The organism is Curtobacterium sp. PhB172, from assembly GCF_003752545.1.
Classification (GTDB): domain Bacteria; phylum Actinomycetota; class Actinomycetes; order Actinomycetales; family Microbacteriaceae; genus Curtobacterium.
The window spans coordinates 157,908-182,607 of record NZ_RKIF01000006.1 but is presented as its reverse complement, the minus strand read 5'-3'; the positions used below and the strand labels follow the sequence as shown (position 1 = coordinate 182,607).

General features: G+C 72.3%; 23 protein-coding genes. 14 read left to right on the top strand and 9 right to left on the bottom strand.

The annotated features are described in order from the left end of the window. Nucleotides 1-41: 41 nt before the first annotated feature. From EDF42_RS05240 to EDF42_RS05215, 6 genes are all read left to right on the top strand, one after another. Nucleotides 42-1,595, top strand: a complete 1,554-nt coding sequence (locus EDF42_RS05240) for an ABC transporter substrate-binding protein (RefSeq protein ID WP_123671670.1) — start codon at nucleotides 42-44, stop codon at nucleotides 1,593-1,595. Between the two features lie 28 nt (nucleotides 1,596-1,623). Then, nucleotides 1,624-2,577: an ABC transporter permease gene (locus EDF42_RS05235; protein WP_123671669.1), complete on the top strand. Its 954-nt coding sequence runs from the start codon at nucleotides 1,624-1,626 to the stop codon at nucleotides 2,575-2,577. Further along, nucleotides 2,574-3,461: an ABC transporter permease gene (locus EDF42_RS05230; RefSeq protein WP_123671668.1), complete on the top strand. Its 888-nt coding sequence runs from the start codon at nucleotides 2,574-2,576 to the stop codon at nucleotides 3,459-3,461. The genes EDF42_RS05235 and EDF42_RS05230 overlap by 4 nt, the downstream gene beginning before the upstream one ends. Continuing rightward, a complete protein-coding gene (locus tag EDF42_RS05225) occupies nucleotides 3,458-4,300 on the top strand; it encodes an ABC transporter ATP-binding protein (protein WP_260235112.1) in 843 nt (280 codons plus the stop codon). The genes EDF42_RS05230 and EDF42_RS05225 overlap by 4 nt, the downstream gene beginning before the upstream one ends. Next, complete coding sequence (locus tag EDF42_RS05220) at nucleotides 4,297-5,079, top strand: ABC transporter ATP-binding protein (protein WP_123671667.1); 783 nt, start codon at nucleotides 4,297-4,299, stop codon at nucleotides 5,077-5,079. The genes EDF42_RS05225 and EDF42_RS05220 overlap by 4 nt, the downstream gene beginning before the upstream one ends. Before the next feature lie 261 nt (nucleotides 5,080-5,340). Further along, nucleotides 5,341-6,945 (top strand): DUF4832 domain-containing protein, encoded by a 1,605-nt coding sequence (locus EDF42_RS05215; protein ID WP_123671666.1) that lies wholly within the window; start codon nucleotides 5,341-5,343, stop codon nucleotides 6,943-6,945. A 113-nt stretch (nucleotides 6,946-7,058) separates the two neighbouring features. Here EDF42_RS05215 and EDF42_RS05210 read toward each other — a convergent pair whose 3' ends face one another. The 4 genes from EDF42_RS05210 to EDF42_RS05195 all read right to left on the bottom strand — a co-directional run bounded on the left by EDF42_RS05210 (nucleotide 7,059) and on the right by EDF42_RS05195 (nucleotide 12,040). Beyond that, complete coding sequence (locus EDF42_RS05210) at nucleotides 7,059-7,718, bottom strand: ThuA domain-containing protein (RefSeq protein WP_185040786.1); 660 nt, start codon at nucleotides 7,716-7,718, stop codon at nucleotides 7,059-7,061. Next, nucleotides 7,715-9,613, bottom strand: a complete 1,899-nt coding sequence (locus tag EDF42_RS05205; RefSeq protein ID WP_123671664.1) for a heparinase II/III family protein — start codon at nucleotides 9,611-9,613, stop codon at nucleotides 7,715-7,717. Before EDF42_RS05205 ends, EDF42_RS05210 begins: the two co-directional genes overlap by 4 nt. An 85-nt stretch (nucleotides 9,614-9,698) precedes the next feature. Beyond that, nucleotides 9,699-10,799 carry a hydroxyacid dehydrogenase gene (locus EDF42_RS05200; RefSeq protein WP_148067619.1) on the bottom strand — a complete coding sequence of 367 codons (1,101 nt, stop codon included), beginning with the start codon at nucleotides 10,797-10,799 and terminating at the stop codon, nucleotides 9,699-9,701. A 137-nt stretch (nucleotides 10,800-10,936) separates the two neighbouring features. After that, a complete protein-coding gene (locus tag EDF42_RS05195; RefSeq protein ID WP_123671662.1) occupies nucleotides 10,937-12,040 on the bottom strand; it encodes a substrate-binding domain-containing protein in 1,104 nt (367 codons plus the stop codon). A gap of 109 nt (nucleotides 12,041-12,149) precedes the next feature. Between EDF42_RS05195 and EDF42_RS05190 the strand changes: the two genes are divergently transcribed. From EDF42_RS05190 to EDF42_RS18850, 3 genes are read left to right on the top strand one after another with little or no spacing between them, the layout of a single operon-like run. Then, the gene (locus EDF42_RS05190; protein ID WP_123671661.1) at nucleotides 12,150-13,133 is read left to right on the top strand and encodes a sugar ABC transporter permease; all 984 of its coding nucleotides are present in this window, start codon (nucleotides 12,150-12,152) and stop codon (nucleotides 13,131-13,133) included. After that, nucleotides 13,130-14,023, top strand: coding sequence for a carbohydrate ABC transporter permease (locus EDF42_RS05185; protein ID WP_123294247.1), 894 nt, complete (start codon nucleotides 13,130-13,132; stop codon nucleotides 14,021-14,023). The genes EDF42_RS05190 and EDF42_RS05185 overlap by 4 nt, the downstream gene beginning before the upstream one ends. A gap of 47 nt (nucleotides 14,024-14,070) precedes the next feature. After that, complete coding sequence (locus tag EDF42_RS18850; protein WP_185040784.1) at nucleotides 14,071-15,726, top strand: extracellular solute-binding protein; 1,656 nt, start codon at nucleotides 14,071-14,073, stop codon at nucleotides 15,724-15,726. Between the two features lie 92 nt (nucleotides 15,727-15,818). On the opposite strand, the gene EDF42_RS05175 is transcribed toward EDF42_RS18850, so the two are convergent. Beyond that, nucleotides 15,819-17,264: an amidase gene (locus EDF42_RS05175; protein WP_123671660.1), complete on the bottom strand. Its 1,446-nt coding sequence runs from the start codon at nucleotides 17,262-17,264 to the stop codon at nucleotides 15,819-15,821. Nucleotides 17,265-17,319: 55 nt separating this feature from the next. Beyond that, nucleotides 17,320-18,186 (bottom strand): 3-hydroxyacyl-CoA dehydrogenase family protein, encoded by an 867-nt coding sequence (locus EDF42_RS05170; RefSeq protein ID WP_123339781.1) that lies wholly within the window; start codon nucleotides 18,184-18,186, stop codon nucleotides 17,320-17,322. Between the two features lie 80 nt (nucleotides 18,187-18,266). Here EDF42_RS05170 and EDF42_RS05165 point away from each other — a divergent pair, with 80 nt between their 5' ends. Genes EDF42_RS05165 through EDF42_RS05155 form a run of 3 tightly spaced genes read left to right on the top strand, consistent with a single transcriptional unit; the run spans nucleotide 18,267 to nucleotide 20,608 of the window. Continuing rightward, the gene (locus EDF42_RS05165; protein WP_123339782.1) at nucleotides 18,267-19,031 is read left to right on the top strand and encodes an acetoacetate decarboxylase; all 765 of its coding nucleotides are present in this window, start codon (nucleotides 18,267-18,269) and stop codon (nucleotides 19,029-19,031) included. Nucleotides 19,032-19,040: 9 nt separating this feature from the next. Beyond that, complete coding sequence (locus tag EDF42_RS19205; protein ID WP_123671659.1) at nucleotides 19,041-19,724, top strand: TetR/AcrR family transcriptional regulator; 684 nt, start codon at nucleotides 19,041-19,043, stop codon at nucleotides 19,722-19,724. Next, entirely contained in the window at nucleotides 19,721-20,608 is an 888-nt protein-coding gene (locus tag EDF42_RS05155; protein ID WP_123671658.1) for an alpha/beta hydrolase, read from the top strand. Before EDF42_RS19205 ends, EDF42_RS05155 begins: the two co-directional genes overlap by 4 nt. Before the next feature lie 99 nt (nucleotides 20,609-20,707). Here the strand turns inward: EDF42_RS05155 and EDF42_RS05150 are convergent, their stop codons facing one another. Then, nucleotides 20,708-21,607, bottom strand: coding sequence for an NmrA family NAD(P)-binding protein (locus EDF42_RS05150; protein WP_123671657.1), 900 nt, complete (start codon nucleotides 21,605-21,607; stop codon nucleotides 20,708-20,710). 65 nt (nucleotides 21,608-21,672) lie between these two features. Between EDF42_RS05150 and EDF42_RS05145 the strand changes: the two genes are divergently transcribed. Beyond that, nucleotides 21,673-22,014, top strand: coding sequence for a hypothetical protein (locus tag EDF42_RS05145; protein WP_123671656.1), 342 nt, complete (start codon nucleotides 21,673-21,675; stop codon nucleotides 22,012-22,014). 127 nt (nucleotides 22,015-22,141) lie between these two features. On the opposite strand, the gene EDF42_RS05140 is transcribed toward EDF42_RS05145, so the two are convergent. After that, complete coding sequence (locus tag EDF42_RS05140; RefSeq protein WP_123671655.1) at nucleotides 22,142-22,447, bottom strand: EthD family reductase; 306 nt, start codon at nucleotides 22,445-22,447, stop codon at nucleotides 22,142-22,144. An 85-nt stretch (nucleotides 22,448-22,532) separates the two neighbouring features. Next, complete coding sequence (locus EDF42_RS05135; protein ID WP_123294238.1) at nucleotides 22,533-22,949, bottom strand: HIT domain-containing protein; 417 nt, start codon at nucleotides 22,947-22,949, stop codon at nucleotides 22,533-22,535. Between the two features lie 81 nt (nucleotides 22,950-23,030). On the opposite strand from EDF42_RS05135, the gene EDF42_RS05130 reads away from it, so the two are divergent. Then, the gene (locus tag EDF42_RS05130) at nucleotides 23,031-24,695 is read left to right on the top strand and encodes an ABC-F family ATP-binding cassette domain-containing protein (protein WP_123339788.1); all 1,665 of its coding nucleotides are present in this window, start codon (nucleotides 23,031-23,033) and stop codon (nucleotides 24,693-24,695) included. The last annotated feature ends 5 nt before the right edge of the window (nucleotides 24,696-24,700 follow it).

Here is a 24,700-nt window from a genome sequence, read left to right as displayed (position 1 = left end):
CTGTGACCATCGCCCTCGCGTCCGGAAGGAACCCACACCCCATGAGTCCGCTCCTGTCCCGCCGCACCGCCCGGGCTGCGCGCACCACGCGCCTCGGACGTGCTGCCCTCGCCGCCACCGCGGTCGCCGTCGTCTCCGCCCTCGCGCTGACCGGCTGCTCCGGCTCGTCGAACGAGGACGGCGGCGCCGACGCCACCGTCCGCGTCGGCCTGGTGCTCGAACCGACCAGCCTCGACATCCGCACGCAGTCCGGTGCAGCGCTCGACCAGGTGCTCATCGACAACGTGTACCAGGGGCTCGTCGGCCGGACCGCCGACGGCGACATCCGCGACGTGCTGGCCTCCGAGCACGAGGTCTCCGACGACGGGCTGACCTACACGTTCACGTTGCGCGACGGCATCACGTTCCAGGACGGCAAAGACGTCACCGCGGCCGACGTCGTCTGGTCGCTCGAGCAGGTCAAGTCGAACGAGACCTACGTCGACTCCGCCAAGCTCGCCGGCGTCACCTCGATCACGTCCCCGTCGACCGGTGTGGTCGAGCTCAAGCTGGCGAAGCCCGACTCGGACCTGCTCTGGAACCTGACCGGCCGCTCCGGCCTGGTGCTCGAGAAGGCCGCGACGAACGACCTGTCGGACACCGCGAACGGCACCGGCCCGTACGAGGTCGCGAGCTGGAAGCAGGGCGACTCGCTCACCTTCGACCGCAACGACGACTACTGGGGCACGAAGGCGAAGGTCGCGAAGATCGTCTTCCGGTACATCACCGACCCGTCGACGGCCGTCAACGCCATGGCGAACGGCGACCTCGACGTCCTCAACCCGGTCGACGGAACACTCAAGAGCCAGCTCGACGGCAACTCGGACATCGCGCTGCACTCCGGCAAGACGACCGACAAGTACACGCTCGCGTTCAACGACCAGAAGGCGCCGTTCACCGACAAGAAGGTGCGCCAGGCGATCCGGCAGGCGATCGACCCGAAGGCCCTCATCAAGGCCATCGGCGGCACGGGCGTCGAGCAGGGCGGCCCGATCCCGGAGCTCGACCCCGGGTACCAGGACCTGACCGACATCGACGCGTACGACCCCGACAACGCGAAGCAGCTCCTCGCCGCCGCTGGTCAGGAGAACCTGAAGCTCACACTGACGTACGCGAACATCTACCCGGCGACCATCGGCGACGTGCTCAAGTCGCAGCTCGCCGACGTCGGGATCACCCTGACCGTCAAGCGCGTCGACTTCGCGACCTGGCTGTCGACGGTGTTCCAGGCGCCGAAGTCGGGTGAGCGCGACTTCGACCTGTCGATGGTGGACCACGTCGAGGCCCGCGACTTCGGCAACTGGGCGAACCCCGACTACTACTTCGGCTACGACAACGCCGAGGTGCAGTCGCTGTACGCCCAGTCGATCGCGGCCACCGACGAGGACGCCAAGGTCGACGCCCTGCGGAAGGCAGCGAAGATCGTGAGCGAGGACGCCGCCGGCGAGTGGCTCTACACGGCCACCGAGATCACCGCCGTGCGCTCCGGCGTGACGGGCTTCCCGGTCGACGGCGGCAACTCGCGACTCGACCTGTCGAAGCTCGCTGTCAAGTGAGACGACCCGCGCCCGGAGCTCCGAGCACGTGACCCGGTTCCTGGTCGGCAGGCTGCTGCTGTTCGTCGTCGGGCTGCTCGTCGCGAGCGTCATCATCTTCGCGACCCTGCGGGTGCTCCCCGGCGACGTCGCACAGGTCGTCGCCGGCACCCAGTCGACGCCGGCGCAGGTCGAGCAGCTCCGACAGCAGCTCGGCCTCGACCGGCCCGTCGTGGTGCAGTACCTCGACTGGATCGGCGGGGTGTTCCGCGGCGACCTCGGCCGGTCCCTGGTGACCAACGGGCAGGTCGCGCCGGAGATCGCGCAGAAGCTGGCGATCACGCTGCCGCTCGCGGGCATGTCACTCGTCACCGCACTCGTGATCGGCGTCCCCCTCGGGGTCGTCGCCGCGGTGCTCCGCCGTCGAACTGGCGGCGCCGTCATCGGGTTCGTGGCGCAGGCCGTCGCCGCGATCCCGGTCGTCTGGGCCGGCATGCTGCTCGTCGCGCTGTTCGCCGTCACGCTGCACTGGCTGCCGACGCAGGGCTTCCCGCTCGACGGCTGGTCCGAGCCGGGGCGTGCGTTCGCGTCGCTCGTGCTGCCCGCCCTGACCATCGGCGCGGTCGAGGGTGCCGTCATCCTGCGCTTCACCCGGTCCGCGACGCTGTCGGTGCTCGACGCCGACCACGTCCGCACCGCGGCCGCGATCGGGCTGACGCGCACGCAGGCGTTGCTCCGGCACGGACTGCCCTCGGTCGCGCTCACCGTGCTCGCCGTGCTCGGGGTGCAGATCGCCGGGCTGCTGGTCGGGGCCGTCGTCGTCGAGCAGCTGTTCTCGCTGCCCGGGGTCGGGCGCATGCTCGTGACCGACGTCGGGCGCCGCGACGTCACCAAGGTGCAGTCCGAGCTGCTCGTGCTCACCGGGCTCGTGCTGCTGGTCGGCTTCGCCGTCGACGTCGTGCACCGCGCCCTCGACCCACGCCAACGCGAGGTGTCCGGATGATCCGCCGCCTGCTCTCCCGGCCCACCGGGGTCTTCGCCGTCGTCGTGCTCGGCCTGCTCGTGGTGCTCGCCGCGGTGTCGCTCGTGTGGACGCCGCAGGACCCGTTCCGCGCCGATCCGTTCCACCAGTGGGAGGGCCCGAGCGCCGCGCACTGGTTCGGCACCGACGCCGCCGGCCGCGACATCGCGAGCTACCTGCTCGCCGGCACCCGCACCACCGTGCTCGTCGCCGTCGGGGCCGGGGTGATCGCGAGCGTCGTCGGCATCGTCCTGACCGCGATCGGGTCGCTCACCGCACGCTGGGTGCGCGAGGGCACGGCCGTCCTGCTCGACATCCTGGTGGCGTTCCCGACCCTGCTGACCGCGATGCTGCTGACCGCGGTGTTCGGCGGGTCGCTCGGGGTCGTCATCGTGAGCGTCGGCCTGTCCTTCGGCGTCACGATCGCCCGGGTCGCCCGCGGCGAGATCCGGCGCATCGCCCGCAGCGACTACGTCACCGCCGCCCGGGCCTCGGGTGTCGGTGGTGTCGGGGTGCTGTTCCGCCACCTGGTGCCGAACGCCGCGCCGCTGTTCACCGTGCAGCTCTCGCTCGCGATGGCCACCGCGGTCCTCGCCGAGGCCGGTCTGTCGTACCTGGGCTACGGCGCCGGGTCGGACACGGCGTCGTGGGGCAACCTGCTCTCCGACCTGCAGACCTACATCGGCGTGCACCCGTGGAGCGCCACCTGGCCGGGGGCCGCGATCGCGCTGGTCGTCGCCGCGCTCTCCTTGCTCGGTGACGCGATCCGCGACGCCACCGACCCACGGCTGACGACGAACGACCGCGCAGCGGGCGGCGACCCCCGCAGCGACCCGGCCACGACCACCCCGGGGGTGACCGCATGACCGACCGCAGCCACAGCGACATCGACACCGGCAGCCACAGCGACACCGACACCCGCGGGCTCGCGGTGGTGGGGCTCTCCGTCCGCATCGCGGGGCGGACGATCCTGGACGACGTGACGTTCACCGTGCCTCCCGGCGAACGCGTGGGCGTGATCGGCGCATCCGGATCCGGCAAGTCCATGACCTCGCTCGCCCTGATGGGCCTGGAGCCCGCCGGCGCGACCGTCACCGGCAGCATCCGCCTGGACGGCACCGAACTCGTCGGCCTGCCCGACCGGGAGCGGGCGAAGCACCGCGGCTCCGGCATCGGCATGGTCTTCCAGGAGCCCGGCACCGCCCTCGACCCGCTGCGCCGCGTCGGCGCGCAGATCGCGGAGCCGCTGCGCCTGCACCGCGGACTCGACCGGCGGGCGGCACGCGCCGCGGCGACCACCCTGGCGGCGGACGTCGGGCTGCCGGACCCGGAGTCGCTGCTCCGGCAGTACCCGCACCAGCTGTCCGGCGGGCAGCGTCAGCGGATCTGCATCGCGATGGCGATGGCCGGGCAGCCCGCGTACCTCGTGGCCGACGAGCCGACCACGGCGCTCGACGTCACGACCGAGGCGCGGATCCTCGACCTCTTCGAAGGGCTGCCGGCCGGCATGGTCTTCGTCACGCACGACCTCGCCGTGCTCGCGCGGATCGCCGACACCGCCGTCGTGCTCGACGGCGGACGGGTCGTCGAGCAGGGCTCGGTCGCGTCCCTGCTCGCCGCGCCGCAGCACCCCGCGACCGTCGCGCTCGTCGATGCCGCGCGCGCCACCGCCCGTCGTGCCCGTCCGTCCGGAGGCTCCGCATGACCGCCATCCTCGAGGGGGTCGGGCTGCACCGCACCTACCGGCTCCCCCGCCGCGGGCCCTTCGAACCGGGCCCCGTCCGCACCGCCGTCGACGGCGTCGACCTGACGGTCGCCCCCGGCCAGCGGCTCGGGATCGTCGGCGAATCGGGGTCCGGCAAGTCCACCCTGGTGCGGCTGCTCGCCGGCCTGGAGGCACCTTCCGCCGGTTCCGTGACCGCCTCCGGTCGTCCGGTGGTGGCGTCCGGTTCCGCGGCCGCGATGCGCTGGTTCCGTCGCGAGACCGGGGTGGTGTTCCAGGACCCGTACGCGTCCCTCGACCCGCGGATGCGCGTCGGCGCGATCGTCGGCGAACCGCTGCGGGCACTGCGGATCGACGGGGACCACCGGGCGCTGGTGCGCGACGTGCTGGAACGGGTCGACCTGCCGGCGGACGTGGTCGACCGGTACCCGCACGAGTTCTCCGGTGGGCAGCGGCAGCGCATCGCGATCGCCCGGGCTGTGGTGCACGGGCCGCGGATCCTGTTCGGCGACGAGCCGATGAGCGCCCTCGACGTGGTGGTGCGGGCACGGGTCATCGAGCTGTTCCGCTCGCTCGCCGACGACCTCGGGCTGACCCTGGTGCTGGTGTCGCACGACATCGGTGTGGTCCAGCGGCTGTGCGACACCGTCGCGGTGATGTCGGCCGGGCGCATCGTGGAGCACGGGCCGGTGTCGTTGCTCGACGCGCCGGTGCACCCGGTGACGCGGGCGCTGGTGGAGGCTGCGCCGACGCTGCCGTAGGGGCGCTGGGGCGGGGCGGGGCGGGCTCTGACTCGGAACGACAACATCGACGTCGTACGACATCGAGTGTGTCGTTCCAGGTCGCCCGCAACAGTTGTGCGCGCGCGACGACGACAACATCGACGTCGTACGACATCGGGAGTGTCGTTCCGCGTCGCCAGGGGTGTGCGACTCCTGTTCGACTGGGCGGGACTCCTTGCCCACTGAGCGGGACGCCGGGACGATCGACCTGCACCGATCGCTTCTCGAAGGGGAGAACGCATGAGCAAGTCGCACGACATCACCCGGCGCACGGCACTCGGACTCGGCATCGTCGCCACCGCATCGGCAGCGAGCGGGGTGCTCGGCAGCACGCCGGCGAGCGCCCACGGCCGCGCCCACCCCGGCGCAGGCGCAGGCCCCGCCGGCCCCGGCCCCGGCCACCCCGGTCGCCCGCACCTCGCCGCAGCGGTCGAGCGGGAGTTCGCCGCCGACACCACCACGGTCCTGCGGAACCCGCTGAACGGCTGGGCGCTGTACGGCTCGTCGGCACCGCCCGCGAACTACTGGACGCAGTACGACGACGTCCCGCTGCCCGACGGCACCACGGTCACGGTGTCCGACCACGCCTCGGTCATGTACATGCGGGTCTCGTGGACGATCCTCGAGCCGTCCGAGGGCGTGTACGGCTGGGACACGAACGCGGCGTTCGCGGGCATCCTCGCCGAGGCCCGTCGCCGTGGGCTGCGGCTGGCCTTCCGCGTCGTGGTGGACAGTCGCGACAAGTCGTCGGACTTCACGCCCGCGTGGGTGCGTGCCGCCGGGGCCGCCGGGTACGAGACGCAGACCGGCAGCAAGACCGTGTGGAGTCCGTACCCGGACGACCCGGTGTTCCAGGCGAAGTACGCCGCGTTCGTCGCGGCCTTCGGCAAGCAGTACGACGACCCGGCCACGACGGACTTCATCGACGGGTACGGGCTCGGCAAGTGGGGTGAGGGCCACTCGATGCTGTACCAGGACGCCGCGAACCGCGAGCCGGTGTTCGACTGGATCATCGACCTGTACCAGGAGCACTTCACCCGGGTGCCGCTGGCGTTGAACTACCACCGGATGATCGGGGGTCCGAAGGACTGGGGCACCCCGGACCCCGAGAGTGAGCGGATGCTCGACGGTGCGTACGAGAAGGGCTACGTCCTGCGCCACGACGCCTTCGGCATGACCACGTACTACGCGGACTGGGAGAAGTCGATGGCCGCGAAGTGGCGGTACAGGCGGCCGATCATCATGGAGGGCGGGTGGGTCACCGCCCAGCACGACGTCACGCAGGACCCGCGCGGGTACGTGACGACCGCCGACGTCCGTCAGGGCGAGTTCGACGACTCGGTCGAGGCGCACGTGAACATGATGGACCTGCGGAACGGCGAGGCCCTGTCGTGGTTCGCGGCGCAGACCTTCCCGTTGACGCAGCGGTTCGACGCCGAGGGCGGCTACCGCCTGCACCCGTCGCGCGTGGTCGTGCCCGGTTCGGCGTCCGCCGGCGCGACGGTGGACGTCACGCACGAGTGGACGAACACCGGTTGGGGGTACCTGCCCGACAACCTGCCGGTGTGGAACGGCAAGTACAAGGCGGCGGTCGCGTTGCTCCGTGCGGACGGCAGCGTGGCGGGGACGTTCGTGGACACCGCGTCCGACCCGTCGACGTGGTTGAAGGGGTCGCCGACGTCGTACGCGTTCCGTCCGTCGCTGGCCGGCGTCGCGGCGAGTGCGTACCGGTGGGGCATCGCGATCGTCGACACCACCGCGGGCAACGCCCCCGGCATCGAGCTCGGTGCGCAGGGCGCGCAGCAGGCGGGCTGGCTGGTCGTCGGCGACGTCACCATCGCCTGAGACGCGACTGCCTGGAGGCCCGGTGCCGGTCCACGAGACCGGTGCCGGGCCTCCAGGCGGTCACCCCCACCCCGTCCCGTCAGCGCAAGAGGAACGTCAGCGCAAGAGGAACGTCAGCGCGCGAGGAACGTCACGGCGCGCGTCAGGAACGCGCGGTGCTCCGGCGACGCGAACGACACGGCGGAGTGGCCGAGCGCGTCGTAGACGGTGGTGCCGCCGCCGGGTCGTTCGTGCACCCAGGCGAGCGGGTGCCGCTCCCCCTCGTGCTCGTGGTCGAGCAGGACCCGCACCGAAGGCGAGACCCGCAGGTGCGTGTAGCGCTCGTCCTCCAGGGTGAAGTCCGGCAGGCCGGCGGTGATCGGGTGCGCCGCGTCGACCACCCGGACGGTCGCGGGCCCGAACGGCGGGTGCATCGTCGTGCCGCGCTCCCACGCCCCGCCGAGGGCACGTTCCCAGTGCGGGTCGTCGGCGAACGACGTCGCGGCGACGTGCAGCACGAGCAGCGGCACGTCGCTCGCGAGCAGGTGGTGGAAGCCGGCCCGGGCGTCGGCGAGCGGGACGGGGCGCTCGTCCCGGGGCAGCCCGACGTCGACGACGACGAGCGACGGCAGGGGTCCGGTCGCGAAGGCGGCCAGGGCGGTGTCGACATCCTCCGGTTGCTCGAGGACGACGCCGGCCGACGCAGCGAGCGCCGTGACCGCGGCGTTCGTCTCGGCGAAGGGGTGCCACGGGTCGGTCCAGCGTCCGGAGCCGCCGAGCAGGACCGCGCTCACGGGGTCGCCCGGGTCACGGTGAGCGCGTGCTCGCCGTCGGTGGACGCCTGCCGCGCGACGAGCCGCACACGGTGCACCGCCGGGCCCCAGACCCGCTCGAGCTTCGCGTCGTCGACGTCCCGCCGCTCGACGTGCACCGCGAACCGCTCGGTGTCGACGGACAGGTGGGCGGGGCCGACGCGCAGCCCGCCGTCGACGGGCACGGGTTCGTCGCGGGTCATGAGCACCAGGGTCATCGTGCCGGGCTCCGCGAACGTCCAGGTGTCGCGGACGACCACGCGTGCGGTGGCGCGGTCACGGGACACCGCCCGGTCGAGCGTCGCGGTGCGGTGGAGCGATCGCAGTCCGCCGGTCGTCGGGTACGCGGCGGTCAGGTCGGCGGACCACGACGCGACGTCGCCGTCGTCCTCGAACTCCGTGCCGGTCGCGCGGAACGCGGCGCCCTCGTGCTGTTCGACGCCGTTCGGCAGCGGGACGGTGTGCCAGGCACTCCGCATCGTCCAGATGCCGTAGCGGTGCTCCGGCATGAACGTCTCGCGGCGGTACACGCCCACCCCGACGTCGATGAGCACCGGTTCGCCGTCGAGCGAGACGATCACCCCGCCGGCGTCGTTGTGGTTGTGGCTGACGTCGTTGTGCCCGCCCTTCACCGCGAGGACGAACCCGTCGGTCGCGCCGTCGTGGGCACGGGCGACGGCGACCTCGGTGCCGGGCAGCCACAGCGACGCGGGCATCCCGGGCTCGGCCGGGCCGTCGGTCCACGAGGGGTCCCGCAGTTCGGCGAGCGTCCGACGGAACAGTGCGGCGAGCTGTCCGTCGAACCGCAGGGCGTGCTGCCGGCCCATCCACCGGGCGTGCCGCACGACCCGGTCGTCGTCGACGCGCTCCCCGAAGCGGGCGAGCAGGTTCCAGTTCGCGTTCTCGGCCAGCGCCGGGGAGCCGTCGGAGTGGTTGACCTGCGTCGCGGCACCGATCTGCATGCCCATCGGGAACCGGGCCATCGCGGCGACCGGCTCGACCGAGAAGCCGTCGAACGCGCCGCCGGTGAGCTCCTCGACCAGGTCCAGGGCCTCGAACAGGGTCGCGCCGGCCCACCACCAGTACGTGGCACCCTCGTCGCAGCTGCCGTCGGCGTCGTAGCCGGCGCGGAACCGGTCGAGGATCACGAGCGCACGGTCGATCGTCGCGGCGAGGCGATCGCGGTCGGGCTCGACCACGGCGGCGCACACGAGCACGTTCGACACGATCCACGGCGCCCAGTTGTTCGGCGGCCCGTCGACCCCGTGCCAGGAGTACACCTCCTGCTCCCACGGGTCGAGCACGCGGCGGCGGATCTCGTGGTGGACGTGCGCGCGGATGCCGGGGCGGTCCTGCTCGAGTCGCTCCCCCGCGATCGCGTCGATCGCCGCGAGCATGCCGCCGACGTAGGCGTCCGACAGGTCGAGCACGTCCCGACCGGGCACGGGCAGGAACGGCCGACTGCCGTCCTCGGGCAGCGCGTAGTGCGACGGCAGGCACCAGGCGCGCAGCTCCAGGATCCGCCAGACCTGGTCGCCGAGCACGTCCGCCCACTCGGCGTCGCCGGTCACGCCGAGTGCCAGGGCCGCGGTCGCGGCGGACTCGAGCAGGTTCCGCTGTGCCCGCTCGTACGGCTGGCGGTTCCCGTCGCGACTGTACGTCGCCCACAGGGCGAGGGTCGGGAAGGTGACCGCCGCGGCGGCGCGACGGTCGTGCGCGACCGCGAGCAGGGCCTCCCGGTCGGCGTCCGCGACGTGCGCCCACGCCGGGCGGTCGCTGACGGGAGGCGCGGGTCGCCACGTGCGCGGACGGAGCGCCGCGCGCGCTGCCGGGGTGAACCGGTCGGTGAAGGACGGGGCGTCGACGGTGACGGTCATGGGGTGGGTCTCCGGGCAGTGACGGTGGTGGACGGGTGGTGGCAGCTGGTGGGCAGCGGCCGGTGGTGGCGGCTGGTGGGTCGCCTCAGGCCTGGACGGCGAAGCCGTCGGGGACGATGGGGTCGGTGAACGCGCCGGTGGCCGCGAACGCGATGGTCTCGCGCACCGCGTTGTCGGCGAGCCGACGCAGCTCGTTGCCCAGGGACCCGGCGATGTGCGGCGTGATGAAGGTGTTCGGCGTCGACCGCAGTCGGGCGTCCGGTGGCAGGCGTTCCGGCTCGGTGACGTCGAGGACGGCGGCCAGGTCGCCGCGGTCCAGGCGGTCGGCGAGGGCGTCCTGGTCGACGATCGCCCCGCGCGCGGTGTTCACGAGCGTGGTACCCGGCCGCATCCGCCCGATCACGGCACGGTCGACGAGCCCCCGCGTCGACGGCAGCAGCGGCGCGTGCAGGGTGACGACGTCGCTCGAGGCGGCGAGGGTGCCGAGGTCGACGGCGGTGACGCCGAGCAGCGCGGCCTCGTCGTCGTCGAGGTACGGGTCGCTCACGAGCACGCGGACGTCGTAGTCGCGGAGCCGTTCGATGACGGCCCGCCCGACGCGCGAGGCGCCGACGACACCGACGGTCACGCCGTGCATGCCGACGACCGGCCACGAGCCCTCGACGTCGACCGGGGTCTCGCCCGAACGCAGCGCGGCAGCGCTGGCGAAGGCCCGCTTGGCGGCGAGCACGATCACCGCGACCGTGAACTCGGCGACCGGGACGGCGTTCGCGGCGGCGCTCGACGCCACGGCGATCCGTCGCTCCCACACGTCGGTGTCGACGACGGGCTTGACCGACCCGGCGGAGTGCACGACGGCGCGGAGCCGAGGCATCCGGTCCAGACGGTCCGCGGACAGCACGGGGCTGCCCCACCCGGTGACGAGCACCTCGGCGTCGGCGAGCAGCGGGAGGTCGCACGGGTCGTCCGGGTCGAGCGGACGGTCGGCGACCAGCCGGACGGCCTCGGAAGCGTGCAGAGCGGCGAGGTCGCCGGGGTCGAACACCCGGGTGAAGGTCGCCTCGGGCATCACGAAGGCGACGGGGACGGGGACGGGCGAGCGGTGCGCGTGGCCGCGTGGGGCGGGGGGCACGGGCATCGCCGGGGGCGCAGGCTGCGCTCGGGGCGTGACGGGGCGTGACGTCATCGTCGGACGGTTCCTCTCCGGGGGTACGGCATCCCCATGCCAGCGTTCGGCGGTGTGCGGAGTCAAGCCGCGGGGCGCAAACGCTCACGAAGTGCACACGACGGGCGCGCGGATCGCACGGATCGTGTGCCGGCCGCTCACGGACCGGGGATGACCGCCGCGGTCGACGCCCGTACGCTCAACGTCGGCGCCAGGGTCATGTGCCGACGGGCGAAGCCGACCTGCGCCGTCGCCGAGATCCGCTCGAAGCACATCGTCGCCGCGAACCGGCCGACGTCGTTCTTCGGGGGCGCGACCGCTGTGAGCGGCACCCCGGCGAGCGCCGCGACCTCGTCGTCGTAGGCGACCACGGACAGGTCGTCCGGGATCGACAGGCCCATCTCGGTGACGGTCTCGACGAACTCGACGGCGTACTGGTCGGAGTGCACGAAGACGGCGGTGGTGCCGGTGGCGAGGCAGCGCTCGATGAAGGCCCTGGTCGTGGCGCCCACACCCTGGTCGTCCGGGATGACCTGGACCGGGGCGTCGGGGTCGAGGCCGAGTTGCCGGACGGCGCGGTCGTAGCCGGTGCGGAGCTGCGGGGTGGTCGGTGTGTCGAACACGGCCATGCCGATGCGGCGGTGCCCGAGTTCGGCGAGGTGGCGGACCGCGATGCCGGCGCCGGACTCGTGGTCGCTGCGGACGGACTCGAGGGCGGAGCCGACGGGGGCCTCGACCACGGAGCGTTCGACCACGACGACGGGCATCGGTGCGTGGTCGAGGAGCTCGAGGGTGGTGAAGGCGTCGGCGACGGTGGTGGTCACGAGCAGCCCGTCGACGCCGGCGGCGATGAGGCGTTCGACCTGCTGGCGTTCGCGGGCGGGTTCGTAGCGGGAGACGCCGAGCACGACGCGGCCGCCCAGGGCCTCGGTGCGTTCGGCGACGCCGGCGACGATCTTCGGGAAGTAGTAGCCGGGGTCGGGGACGACGAGCCCGAGGGTGAAGAGCGCGCCGCTGCCGTCGGCGGTGTCCCGGTCGGGGCGGGGTGCGGGTCGGTGCGGTGCGCCGGCGGTGGGCAGGGTCTCGACGGAGACGGCGCCGCCGTGCACGCGCCGGAGCACGCCGCGGTCGGCGAGTTCGGACAGGTCGCGGCGGACCGTCATGGCCGAGATCCCCTCGCGCTCGGCGAAGTCCGAGGCGGACAGGGTCCCGTGCACGCGGAGCTCGGCGAGGATCCGTTCGTGGCGTCTGGTCGGGTGCATCGTCGCTCCCAGTGTTCGATTCGTGTGCGGGTGAATACCGCGGCTTGACCGTCATCATACGGACGCCACAGGATGACGAAACCCCCAGCCACGTGAGCAAAGGAGCCACATGAGCGCGACGCTGGTCGATCCGACCACCGAGCCCCGGACCACCCGGTCCGGTGGTGCCCCGGCCCCGCGGAAGGTCCCGTTCCTCGCTCGGCTGCGACGCGACTACCCGCTGCTGCTCATGGTGGCGCCGGCGGTGGTCCTGCTGCTGCTGTTCGTGTACGTGCCGATGATCGGCAACGTCATCGCGTTCATGGACTACCAGCCGTACATCCCGATCGCCCAGAGCCCGTGGGTCGGGTTCACGAACTTCCAGCTGATGTTCGCCGACCCGGAGTTCTGGCGGGCGACGGTGAACACGCTGGAGATCACGTTCCTGCAGCTCATCCTGTTCTTCCCGGTGCCGATCGCGTTGGCCATCCTCATCCACTCGCTGGTGTGGCCGTGGCTCCGGGCGACCGTGCAGTCGGTGCTCTACCTGCCGCACTTCCTGTCGTGGGTGATCGTCGTGGGCTTCTTCCAGCAGTCGCTCGGGTCCGGCGGTGTGGTCAACCACACGCTGCGGCAGCTCGACACGGGGACCATCGGGATCATGAGCGACCCGGAGACGTTCAAGCTGCTGCTGACGTCCCAGGTGATCTGGAAGGACGCCGGTTGGGGCACGATCATCTTCCTGGCGGCGCTCGCGGCGATCGACGACAACCTGTACGAGGCGGCCGCGATCGACGGGTCGGGAGCGTGGAGCCGGTTCTGGCACGTCACGCTGCCGGGCATCCGTCCCATCATCGTGCTCCTGCTGATCCTGCGGCTCGGCGAGGCTCTGTCCGTCGGGTTCGAGCAGATCATCCTGCAACGGAACGCCGTGGGGGCCGATGCCGCCGAGGTCCTCGACACCTACGTCTACTACCACGGCGTCGTCGACGGGAACTGGTCCACGGGCATCGCGGTCGGTCTGGTCAAGGGCCTGGTCGGGTTCGTCCTCATCATGGCGGCGAACAAGGCCGCCCACATGCTCGGTGAGCAGGGAGTGTATTCACGGTCATGAGCACCATCGCCCGTCCGGTCTGGGCCGGAAAACCCACACCCGTCGTCCTCGCACTCAAGGCCGTCGCGATCGTCCTGATCCTCGCCGTCGTGCTGTTCCCGTTCCTCATCGTCTTCTCGACGAGCGTGTCGAGCCAGGCGGACGTCACCGCAGCCGGCGGCTACGTCGTGTGGCCGCGGTCGTTCGACTTGTCCGCGTACGTGCAGATCCTGTCCGGCGGGGTCGTCACCCGCGCCGTGGTGGTCACGTTGCTCGTCACGGTCGTCGGGACCGTCATCAGCCTGGCGTCGACGGTGCTCGCCGCGTGGGCGCTCAGCCGACAGGGATCGCTGTTCCAACGGCCGCTGCTGACCTTCGTGCTCATCACGTTCCTGTTCGCGCCGGGGATGATCCCGCTGTACCTGATGGTGAAGCAGCTCGGACTCCTCGACAACTACTGGGCGCTGATCCTGCCGAGCGCGTTCAGCGTGTTCAACATGGTGGTCGTCCGCGGCTTCATGATGAGCATCCCGCAGGAGCTCATCGACAGCGCGAAGATCGACGGCGCCGGCGAGTTCCGCATCCTGTGGCAGCTCGTCCTGCCGCTGTCCCGCGCGGTCATCGCCGTCGTCGGCCTGTTCTACGCCGTCGGCTACTGGAACGCGTTCTTCAACGCGCTGCTCTACCTGTCGGACTCGACGAAGTGGACGCTGCAGCTGGTACTGCGCACCTACGTCCTGCAGGGCTCCAGCCTGGTGTCCGGCGCCGGGTCCGACGCCTCGATGCAGCCGCCGGCGGAGTCGATCCAGATGGCCGTCGTGATGATCGCGATCATCCCCATCCTCGCCGCCTACCCCCTGGTGCAGCGCCACCTCACCAAAGGCGTCCTGACGGGCGCCGTCAAGGGCTGACACGGCCCCACCACCCCACTGCCACCCGACGCTTCACGGGAGAAACCATGACCGACACCACCACCGGCGGCCTCAGCCGCCGGACCCTCATCTCCGGCGCCGCCTTCGGCCTCGTCGCCCTCGGCGCCGCCGGCAGCCTGACCGGGTGCTCCACCGGCGGCAACGCCGCGACCATCTCGGACCAGGTGGCCGCGCTGCCGACCTACGTCCCCATCACCAAGGGGCCGAAGCCCGACCTACCCGGCAACGGCGTCGTCCAGCCCGTGTACTACTCGTACCCGCAGGACAGCGAGCTCTTCACCTCGGTCACCGGCAAGGTCGGCGACGGTGAGAAGACCACCGGGTTCGTCGTCACCTACGCGGCGCCGCCGCCGGCGCAGAACTCGTTCCTCGACTACGTCGGCGGCCTGACGGACACCGAGTACGACCTGACGTTCGTGCCCGGCGACTCGTTCGCCGCGAAGTTCGCGACGATGACCGCCGGCAACGACATCCCGGGCATCGTCGAGTTCCTGACGTTCGCGATGCCGCCCCGGTTCCCGCAGCTGCTCGACGCGAGGTTCGCGGACCTGTCGGAGTACCTCTCCGGCGACGCCGTCAAGGACTACCCGAACCTGGCGAACATCCCCACCGCGTCGTGGCGGAGCGCCCGCATCAACGGGAAGATCTACGGCGTCCCCGAGCACCGGCCGCCGTTCGGGTCGGTGATGATCTGCCGCCCCGACCTCATCGAGCAGCTGACGGGTGCAGCACCGGCCCCGAAGGACAAGGACGAGTTCACCGAGCTGTGCACGGCCGTCACCGACGCCAAGGCCGGCCGGTACGCGATCGCCGGCCAGGGCGGGGCGAGCGGTGTCGACTGGGCGTACGACTTCATCGGCGCCACCTTCGGCGTGCCGAACCAGTGGGCGATGTCGAAGGGCGGCGAACTCACCCACAAGAACGAGACCGACGCGTGGCTCGAGACCCTCAGCTACGTCAAGAAGCTCTGGAACCTCGGCGTCTTCCACCCGGACACCCCCAGCCTCGAGAGCGCGAAGGCGAAGACGTACATCAACAACGGCACCGTGCTCATGCACCTCGACGGCATCTCCGCCCTGCTCGACGTGTCGATGCCGAAGGGGATCGTCACGGGCGGCATCGTGCCCTTCGGTGCGACGGGCGGCCCCGGTGCGAACTACCAGGGCACGTCGAGCTTCTCGTTCGCCGCCCTGAAGAAGACGACACCCGAACGCATCAAGGCCCAGCTCCGGCTCATCGACTACCTCTCCGCACCGTTCGGGTCGAAGGAGGCGTTCACGCTGACCCACGGCGAGAAGGGCGTCCACCACACCGGCAGCGGCCCGGACGCGACGCTGACGAAGGCCGGCGAGCAGACCATCAACGCCAGCGCGCTGTACCGACTCGGCGCCGGCCCGCAGGTGCTGAACACCGCGGTCCGCATCGACGAGCAGCTGCGGCAGTCGCACCAGTACCAGACCAAGACCCAGGACATGCTCGTGAAGAACCCGGTGGACGGCTTCTACTCCCCCTCGGCCGCGGCGACGGCGTCGGCGAGCACCGCGTTCAACAGCGTGTGCAACGACTACGTGCTCGGGCGGACGAACCTGGCGAAGGTGAAGGCCGCACGGGCGACGTGGGTGTCGGCCGCCGGGGACAAGATGCGCCGCGAGTACTCCGAGGCGATCGAGAAGCAGAGCTAGCCCGGGCGGCGGCGGGTCTGGCCGACTCGGATCGACATCATCGACGTCGTACGACGACGATGATGTCGTTCCGCATCGATCTCCCCAGGCGGTCAGGCGGTCCAGGCAGCCGGGTGCCGCCGCTGCCAGCGCAGCCGCCGCTCGAGCTGGGCCCCGATCGCGAGCAGCACCCGCTCGCCCCCGGGACGCCCGATCAACTGGACGCCCATCGGCAGGCCACCGCCGTCCGGGTGGTCGGCGGCGGTGACCCCGACGGGCAGGGTGATCGCGGGGAGCCCGGCCACGTTCGCCATCGAGGTCCACGGCGAGTACGCGCACTGGCGGCGGAAGTCCTCGTCCGGGTCGTCGCCGTACCAGCCGAGCGGCCGCGGGGTCAGTGCGAGGGTCGGTGACAGGACCGCGTCGAACCGGTCGAACGCTCCGATCAGCGTCGCCGAGAACGTGTCGAGCGCCGTCATCGCGTCGAGCACCTGCGTACCGGTGAGCCGCCGTCCTCGCTCCACGAGCCACGCCACCAGCGGCGTGAGCGCCGTCAGGTCGATGCCGGGGACCATCGGCAGCCGCGCCGCGGAGCTCTCCCACGCCACCCGGAACGCGTCGGCGTACGGCGCCCGCGGCATCCGGACGTCCTCGACGCCGTGCCCCAGTTCGCCGAGCACCCGCACCGCGGCCTCGACGGCGGCGCGCGCTGCGGGGTCGACCACGACGTCGACGGTGTCGTCCCACGGTGAGCCGTCGAGCAGCCCGACGACGAAGCGGCCCTCACCGCGGACGGCCGCCGCGGTGAACGGGCCGTCACCGCGGGACGGCGTGACCAGTGCGTACGGCGACGGTTCCGGCAACCCGGTCGGCGCGACGAGCGCGTCGAGCAGCATCCCCGCGTCCGCGACGGACCGGGTCAGCGGGCCGGCGACGGAGAGCCCGCCGACGCCGGAGCGGCCGGGCATCGACGGCACCCGCCCGCGGCTCGGCTTCAGACCGACGAGTCCGGTCGCTGCGGCCGGGATCCGGACCGATCCCCCGCCGTCGGACCCGACGGCCGCGGGCAGCAGCCCGGCCGCCACGGCGACCGCCGCTCCGCTCGACGATCCCCCGGGCGCGCGGGTCGTGTCGTACGGGTTCCGCGTCACGCCGAACCGGGTCTCCGACGACGAGGACATCCCGAACTCCGGTGACGCCGTCTTGCCGAGGCTCACCGTGCCGGCGGCGTCGAGCGCCGCGACGAGCGGGTGGTCGGCCCCGGCAGGGCGCTCCGGCAGGCTCGCGGTGCCGGAGCGCGTGGGGACCCCGGCGCGGTCGTACAGGTCCTTGTCGGCGGACGGGAGGCCCCACAACGGTCTGGACGTCGGCACCAGGTGTCCGAGACGGTCGGCTCTCGAGCGCGCGGCGTCCGCCGTGACCGTCACGAACGCGCCGAGGGCCGGGTCGAGGCGCTCGATGCGGGCGAGGTAGTGCTCCGTCACCTCGAGCGCGGTCGCCTCCCCCCGGCGGATCCAGTCCCAGAGTTCCTGCGCGGCGAGGTGGTGGAGTTCGAACACGGTTCCCGAGCCTAGGCGGCGACGGTGCTGGTCGTCCGACGGTGCCGGTCGTCCTTCAGTGCTGGTCGTACGCGTAGAAGCCGCGGCCGGTCTTCACGCCCAGGTGCCCCGCGTCGACGTACTGCCGGAGCAGCTGCCGCGGACCCTCGGGAAGGTGCGGGTCCTCCGCCGCGTAGTGCTCCTCGATGTCCAGGACGACGTCGAGCCCCACCTGGTCCATCATCCGGAACGGCCCCGCGGGCGAACCGGTGTTCACCGCGAACATGGCGTCGACGTCCTCCGGCGTGGAGACCCCGTCGGCGACGACGGCCAGGGACTCGCGCTTGATGGCCGCCCAGATGCGGTTGAAGATGAACCCGGTCGACTCCTTGCGGGCGACGAACGGCCGGACGCCGTAGGTCGGCAGGACCTCGAGCAACAGGTCGATGACCGCGGGGTCGGTCTCCCCGTCGCTCATCAGGTCGACGGCGTTCTGCGCCGGCGGCATGTAGAAGTGCATGTTCAGCACGCGCTCGGGGTGCTCGACCTCGTCGATCACGAGTCGGCTCGCGTACGACGACGAGTTGCTCGCCAGGATCGTGTCCGCCCCGACGGCGCGGTCGAGCTGCCCGAACACCGTCGTCTTGAGGTCGAGGCGCTCCGGGATCGCCTCGACGACGAGCCAAGAACCGGCGACGGCCTCGTCCAGGTCGTCGAACGCGCGGACGGTGCCGACCGCGCCCCCGTCCCGCGCCGCGGCGAGCGCCGGGAGCTCGCGCTCGACGTACTCGACGGCGGCCGTGCGGACCGGCTCGGCGAGGTCGTACACGCGGGACTCGCCGCCGGCGCTGGCGAACACCAGGGCGATGCGACGGCCGAGGGTCCCACCGCCGATCACGGTGACGGGTCGGTTGCGGATGTCGGTCGGCAGGGAGAAGCCCATGGTGTCCTTCGCTCTCGGGTGTAGGTTCGATACACAACGTACTCAGTACGGAACGTATCGCAACTCGACAAGGAGTTCCCATGCAGGCCTCGGACGTCCTCCGCCACGCCACCACACCCCTCACCGCGCCGGTCTACCCGCTGCGCCCGACGCGCTTCACCGATCGCGAGTACTTCAACGTCGTGTACCGGACCGACCCCGACGCCCTCCGCGCCGTCGTGCCGGAGCCGCTGCGGGTCGACGCGCCGCTGGTCCGGTTCGAGGTCATGAAGATGGGCGACGTCGACGGCTACGGCCCCTACGTCGAGTCCGGTCAGGCGATCCAGGTCACCCACGACGGCGAGGTCGGCGAGTACCTGCACGCCATGTACCTCGACAACTCCGCGGCGACGCTCGCCGGTCGCGAACTGAGCGCCTACCCGAAGGTGCTCGGGACCCCGGGGTTGCGCGTCGACCAGGGCGCCCTCGTCGGCACGCTCGACCGCGGTGCCGAGCGTGTGGCGACGGCGACCATGGCGTACCAGTGGGAGCCGATGGACCCGGTCGAGGCCGCGGCGCAGATCACGGTGCCGACCTGGATGGTGAAGCTCGTCCCCGACGTGACGACCCTGGGGCTGCGCGCCGCCGACCTCGTGCGGACCGAGATCACCGACATCGTCGTGAAGGGGGCCTGGACCGGGCCAGCCCGCCTGCAGCTGTTCGAGCACGCCCTCGCGCCGATGGCCGACCTGCCGGTGCTCGAGGTCATCAGCGCCTCGCACGTCCTGACCGACCTGACGCTCGCGCCGGTGCGGTCCGTGCACGACTACCTGGCCGACCCGCGCCGGTCGGACGACGCCTCCTAGGATGAGCCGATGTCCCCACGAGTGAGCGACGACACCGCCGCACCCGCCCGCCCCACTCGGCGGCGCAGCAGCACCCGCGCGGAGCTCGTCCGCGCGGCCGAGGCGCTGTTCGACGAGACCGGCTCGGCCTCGGCCAGCGTCGAGGCGATCGTCACGCGTGCGGGGTTCACGCGCGGAGCCTTCTACTCGAACTTCGCGACGACCGACGAGCTCTTCTTCGCGGTGTACGAAGCGCAGGAGGCCGTGGTCGTCGAGCGGCTCGAGGACGGCTTCCGGGCCGCGCTCGGCACGACCGACCCGCAGTCCGCCGACGCGATCGTGTCCGGGGTCCTCGGCGGCCTGCCACCCGAGGGCAAGTGGTACGCGATCCGCTCGGTCCTGCTGTCCCGGGCGCGACACGAACCCGAGCTCCGGGCACTGCTCCGAGCGCACACCGACGCCTTCCACGCGGCACTCGAACCGCTGCTCGTCGAGTCGGTCACAGCACAGGGCCGGCGACTGACCGTCGCACCGGACGTCTTCACCCGGGCGGTCGTCGCCGCGCACGTCGGCGCGGTCAGCCAGACGGTGCTCTACGACGACGCCGCGACCATCCGCGTCGCCGCGGTGCGGGGTGCACTCCTCGGACTCAGCGAGCCGGCGCGCGAGCCCGACGGTGCCGACGACCTCGACGACACCGGAGGTACAGCGTGATCGTCCCCGAAGCCGCGGTCCCGCTGTTCCTGCGGGTCACGCACGCGAACGCGCCGTTCGTCACCGAAGCGGGAGCGCACCGAGCCGTCCGCAGACAGGCCCTCCGCCCCGAGCCGTTCGGACCACCGAAGCGCCTCCGGCCCGACGTGCGCGTCGACGTCCACCGGCAGGGCGGCGCCCCGGTGTACACCGTGACGCCGAGCCGCCAGCCACCGCTCCGCGACGTCGTCTACGTGCACGGCGGCGGGTGGGTCCACGAGATCGCCCCGCAGCACTGGGCGCTCATCGCCCAGCTCGCCGCCGAGGCGCGCGCCACCGTGACCGTCCCGATCTACCGGCTCCTGCCGGACGGCAGCGCCCGGCAGGCACACGACCTGGTCCGCGACGTCGCACGCCGCGTCATCGACCAGCGCGGACGGGTGCAGCTCGCCGGCGACTCCGCCGGCGGGCAGATCGCGCTGTCGGTCGCCCAGACCCTGCGCGACGAGGGCGTACCGTCGCTCCGGACCGTCCTGGTGTCACCGGCGCTCGACCTCGGCTTCTCGAACCCGCGCATCCCCGAGGTGCAACCGAGCGACCCGTGGCTCGGTCGCGACGGGGGCCGCGTCCTCGGTCACCTGTGGGCCGACGGCCTGTCGATCGACGACCCGGTCGTCAGTCCCCTGACCGGTTCGTTCCACGGCCTCGGCCCGATGCTCGTCCACACCGGGACCCACGACGTGCTGAACCCCGACGCGCACCTGCTCGTCGCGGCCGCCCGGTCCGCTGGCGTGGACGTCACGCTGCGCGAGCGCCCCGGCGCGCTGCACGTGTTCCCCCTGCTGCCGACGCGCAGCGGACGAGCAGCACGGCAGGAGATCGTCAGGGCCGTCCGCGGCGCCTGACCGTCAGCGCAGGACCCGGCCGGCGCGTGCCCGTGACGGCCACGGCGGCGGACCGCCGGCCGTCCTGCGCGACGCGGGGCGGGCCTCCCCGTCGGACCGTCAGACGCCCAGGTGGGCGGCGAGCACGTCGCGGACGCTCGTCCACCCGTGCGGACCGGAGCGGTCGGCGTCGACGTGGTGGAGCTCGGCCTCGCCGCTGAACATGCTCACGAAGTACTGCATGCCCTGCCAGGCCGGGAACGGTTCGGCGTCGTCCTTCGACAGCCGACGGCCGATCCGTGCCATCGCCGACAGCGTGCCGGTCGTCCCCGCCCACTGCAGCCGGAACGGGGTGCCGGTCAGTCGGGACATCGTGTCGGCGATCGACCGTGCCGTCACGCGGTCACCGGCGACCTCGACCACACGGGGTGCGTCCGCGTCGAGTGCAACGAGCGCCGTCACGCGCGCGACGTCGTCCTTCGTGGTGAAGTCGAGGACCTGGTCGGCCGACGACCAGTAGAGCACCCGCTGGCGGTCGAACAGGATCAGCGGCGCCTGACCGGTGAGCATGTCCGTGAACGCCCCGTTCAGCACCGAGGTCGCACGGATCGGTGCAGCGTCGAGGGCGGCGGCGAACTCGCGGCGGAGCTCGAAGTTGCGGTTCGAGCCGGGCGTGATCGAGCGGTAGTCGGCGGCGTAGTCCGAGGGGATGAACCGCGGGACGCCGGCCTGGACCGCGGCCTCGAGCAGGGCACGCTGGGCGTCCACGATCACGGCGCGGGTACCGCTGACCGTGGAGACGACGACGTCGACCCCGGCGAGCGCCGTGACCAGCGCCGGTGCGTCCGTGTAGTCCGCGATGACGACGTCGATGCGGTCGTCGTCGGCGAACTGCCGCTGGGCGCCGGTGCTCGACGGGCGGGTGAGGACGCGGACGCGGGTGTCGTGCTGCAGGAGCTCGCGGACGATGCGTCCGCCGAGGTCTCCGGTGGCGCCGGCGACGAGGACGGTGGTGGTCATGGCCGCCACGCTACGGGTGCGGGGGTGCGGCGGGCACAGGTGCGGAGTCCACGTATCCTGCGGAGGTGGACACGACTCTCCCCTCCGGCACGACGAAGCGCCGGATCGAGCTCCGGCTCGCTCGCCCCCTGCTCACCTGGTTCGCCCGCCCGACCGTCACGATCGACGGGGTCGGGCACCCGGCGCAGTGGGGCACCGGCACGTGGGCGGTCGCCGACGACGGCCGGACCGTGATCGGGGTGTACCTGTTCAACCGGGCATGGCGCTTCGGTGCGGCGACGGTGACCGTCGGCGATGCCGAGGTGCTCGAGTACCGCGCGGGTGTGCTGCCCGTCGGCGCGGGCCGGTTGGCGCCGGTGCCGGGCCTGCCGGGCGTGCCGGGCCTGCCGGGCCGAGGTTCGCGCTGAGCGACTCTCCACGCGGCGCGGGACCCGAGGAGTGTCGCTGAGCCCGAGACCCGGGCACGGGCACGGGCCCGGCGCCCGGCGCCCGGCGCCCGGCGCCCGGCCTGGCCTGGCCTGGCCTGGCCCGGTGCTACTCGTGCTCGATGTCGGAGAACCGGCCGGTGAACGTGGCGCCGGTGCCGCCGAGCCGCTCGAAGAACGCGCCGGCCTCGGCGGTCGCCACCGCGTCGGAGGCGTCCCCGTACGAGGCGAAGTACAGGTCGAGGGTGCGGTGCGCCGGTGTGGGGGTGCCGTCCTCCTTCGGCCAGACCTTCGCCGCCTCGAGCCGCTGCAGGCCGGGCAGCTTCGCGGCGAGTGCCTCGAGTTCCACGTAGGACTGCTCGAACGCCGACGGGTCGGCCGGGTTGTCGATGATCAGGGTGATCTTCGTGGTCATGGTGTGCTCCTGCGGGTGTCGGTGGGACGGGTGACGGGTGCAGCGCCCACTCCACTCCGTTCCGCGCACCGCTGCCCGGGATCGGCTACTCGAACATCTCGGCGAGGAGTGCGTGCGGGTCACCGTCGACGACGTGTGCCGAGGGCGGCTCCGGCCAGTGCGTCGTGCCGTCGTCCGGCCAGCACGGCACGACGTGGAAGTGCAGGTGCCGCACGCTCTGCCCGGCATCGGCGCCGGAGGCCTGCAGCACGACGGTGCCGGTGGCGCCGAGTGCGCCCCGCATCGCCCGGGCGACACGTTGCGCGAGCGCGACGGTCGCGGCCAGCGCCACCGGGGCGGCACCGAGCAGGTCGTCGGCGTGCTCGACCGGTACGACGAGCGTGTGCCCGGGTGCGAGCGCGGACCCGGGCAGCGGCGCGAACGCGACGGCGTGGTCCTCGCGCTCGACCCACACGGCCGGTTCGTCGCCGGCGATGATCGCGCAGAAGACGCAGGATGCCATCCGTCCAGTGTGCTGCACCCGGAGCACCTGGCGCTCCGGGGGCGGTGCCGTGCGTGCGCCGCCGCGTGGGACGATTGGCGCATGACCGCCACGCTCGTCGCCAAGGGCCTGTCCGGCGGGTACGCCGCTCGCACGCTGTTCGACTCCCTCGACCTCACGGTGGCACCGGGCGACGTGATCGGCGTCGTCGGCGTGAACGGTGCCGGCAAGTCCACCCTGCTCCGACTGCTGGCGGGTGTCGACGAGCCCCTGGCGGGCACGGTGTCGCTCGCACCGACCGACGCGTTCGTCGGCTGGCTCCCCCAGGAGCACGAGCGGATCGCGGGCGAGACCGTCGCCGCGTACATCGCCCGACGGACCGGCTCGGCCGAGGCGACCGAGGCCATGGACGCCGCGGCCGCCGCGCTCGGCGACCCCGACGCCGGCGACGCTGCCGCTGACCGCTACTCGACGGCGCTCGACCGCTGGCTCGCCGCGGGCGCCGCCGATCTGGAAGACCGCATCCCCGCCGTCCTGGCCGACCTCGGCCTCGAGACCGGAGCCGGTGACGACGGCGTCGGACCGGACTCGCTCATGACCGCGCTGTCCGGTGGGCAGGCCGCTCGGGTCGGGCTGGCGGCGCTGCTGCTGTCACGGTTCGACATCGTCCTGCTCGACGAGCCCACCAACGACCTCGACCTCGACGGCCTGGACCGGCTCGAGGGGTTCGTCCGGGGCCTGCGCGGCGGGGTCGTGCTCGTCAGCCACGATCGGGAGTTCCTGGCACGGTCGGTGACGAGCGTCCTCGAGCTCGACCTGGCGCAGTCGTCCAACCGGCTGTTCGGCGGCGGGTACGACTCGTTCCTCGAGGAGCGCGAGATCGCCCGGCAGCACAAGCGCGACGCGTACGAGGACTACGCCTCCACCAAGGCCGACCTGGTCTCCCGCGCCCGCACACAGCGCGAGTGGTCGAGCCAGGGCGTGCGCAACGCCATGAAGAAGGCCCCGGACAACGACAAGATCCGGCGCAAGGCCGCCTCGGAGTCGAGCGAGAAGCAGGCGCAGAAGGTCCGCCAGATGGAGTCCCGCATCGCGCGGCTCGACGAGGTCGAGGAGCCCCGAAAGGAGTGGCAGCTCGAGTTCACGATCGGCAGCGCGCCCCGGTCCTCGGCCGTCGTGGCCACCCTGTCCGACGCCACCTTCACGCAGGGCGACTTCACGCTCGGCCCGGTGTCGCTGCAGGTCGACGGTGGCGACCGCATCGGCATCACCGGACCGAACGGCGCCGGCAAGTCCACGCTGCTCCGGGCACTGCTCGGCAAGCAGGTGCCGACGACCGGCACCGCCTCGCTCGGGTCGAGCGTCGCCGTCGGCGAGGTCGACCAGGCCCGTGCGGCCTTCACCGGCGACCAGTCACTCGCCGCGGCGTTCGAGGCGATCGTGCCCGAGTACACGACCGCCGACGTCCGGACACTGCTTGCGAAGTTCGGGCTGAAGGCCGACCACGTCGGACGGCCCGCGTCGGCGCTCTCCCCGGGCGAACGGACCCGCGCCGGCCTCGCGCTGCTGCAGGCCCGCGGGGTGAACGTGCTCGTGCTCGACGAGCCGACGAACCACCTCGACCTGGTGGCCATCGAGCAGTTGGAGCAGGCACTGGAGTCGTACGACGGCACGCTGCTGCTCGTCACGCACGACCGGCGCATGCTGGAGACCGTCCGCCTCGACCGGCAGTGGCACGTCGACGCCGGCCGGGTCACCGAACGCTGACCGGG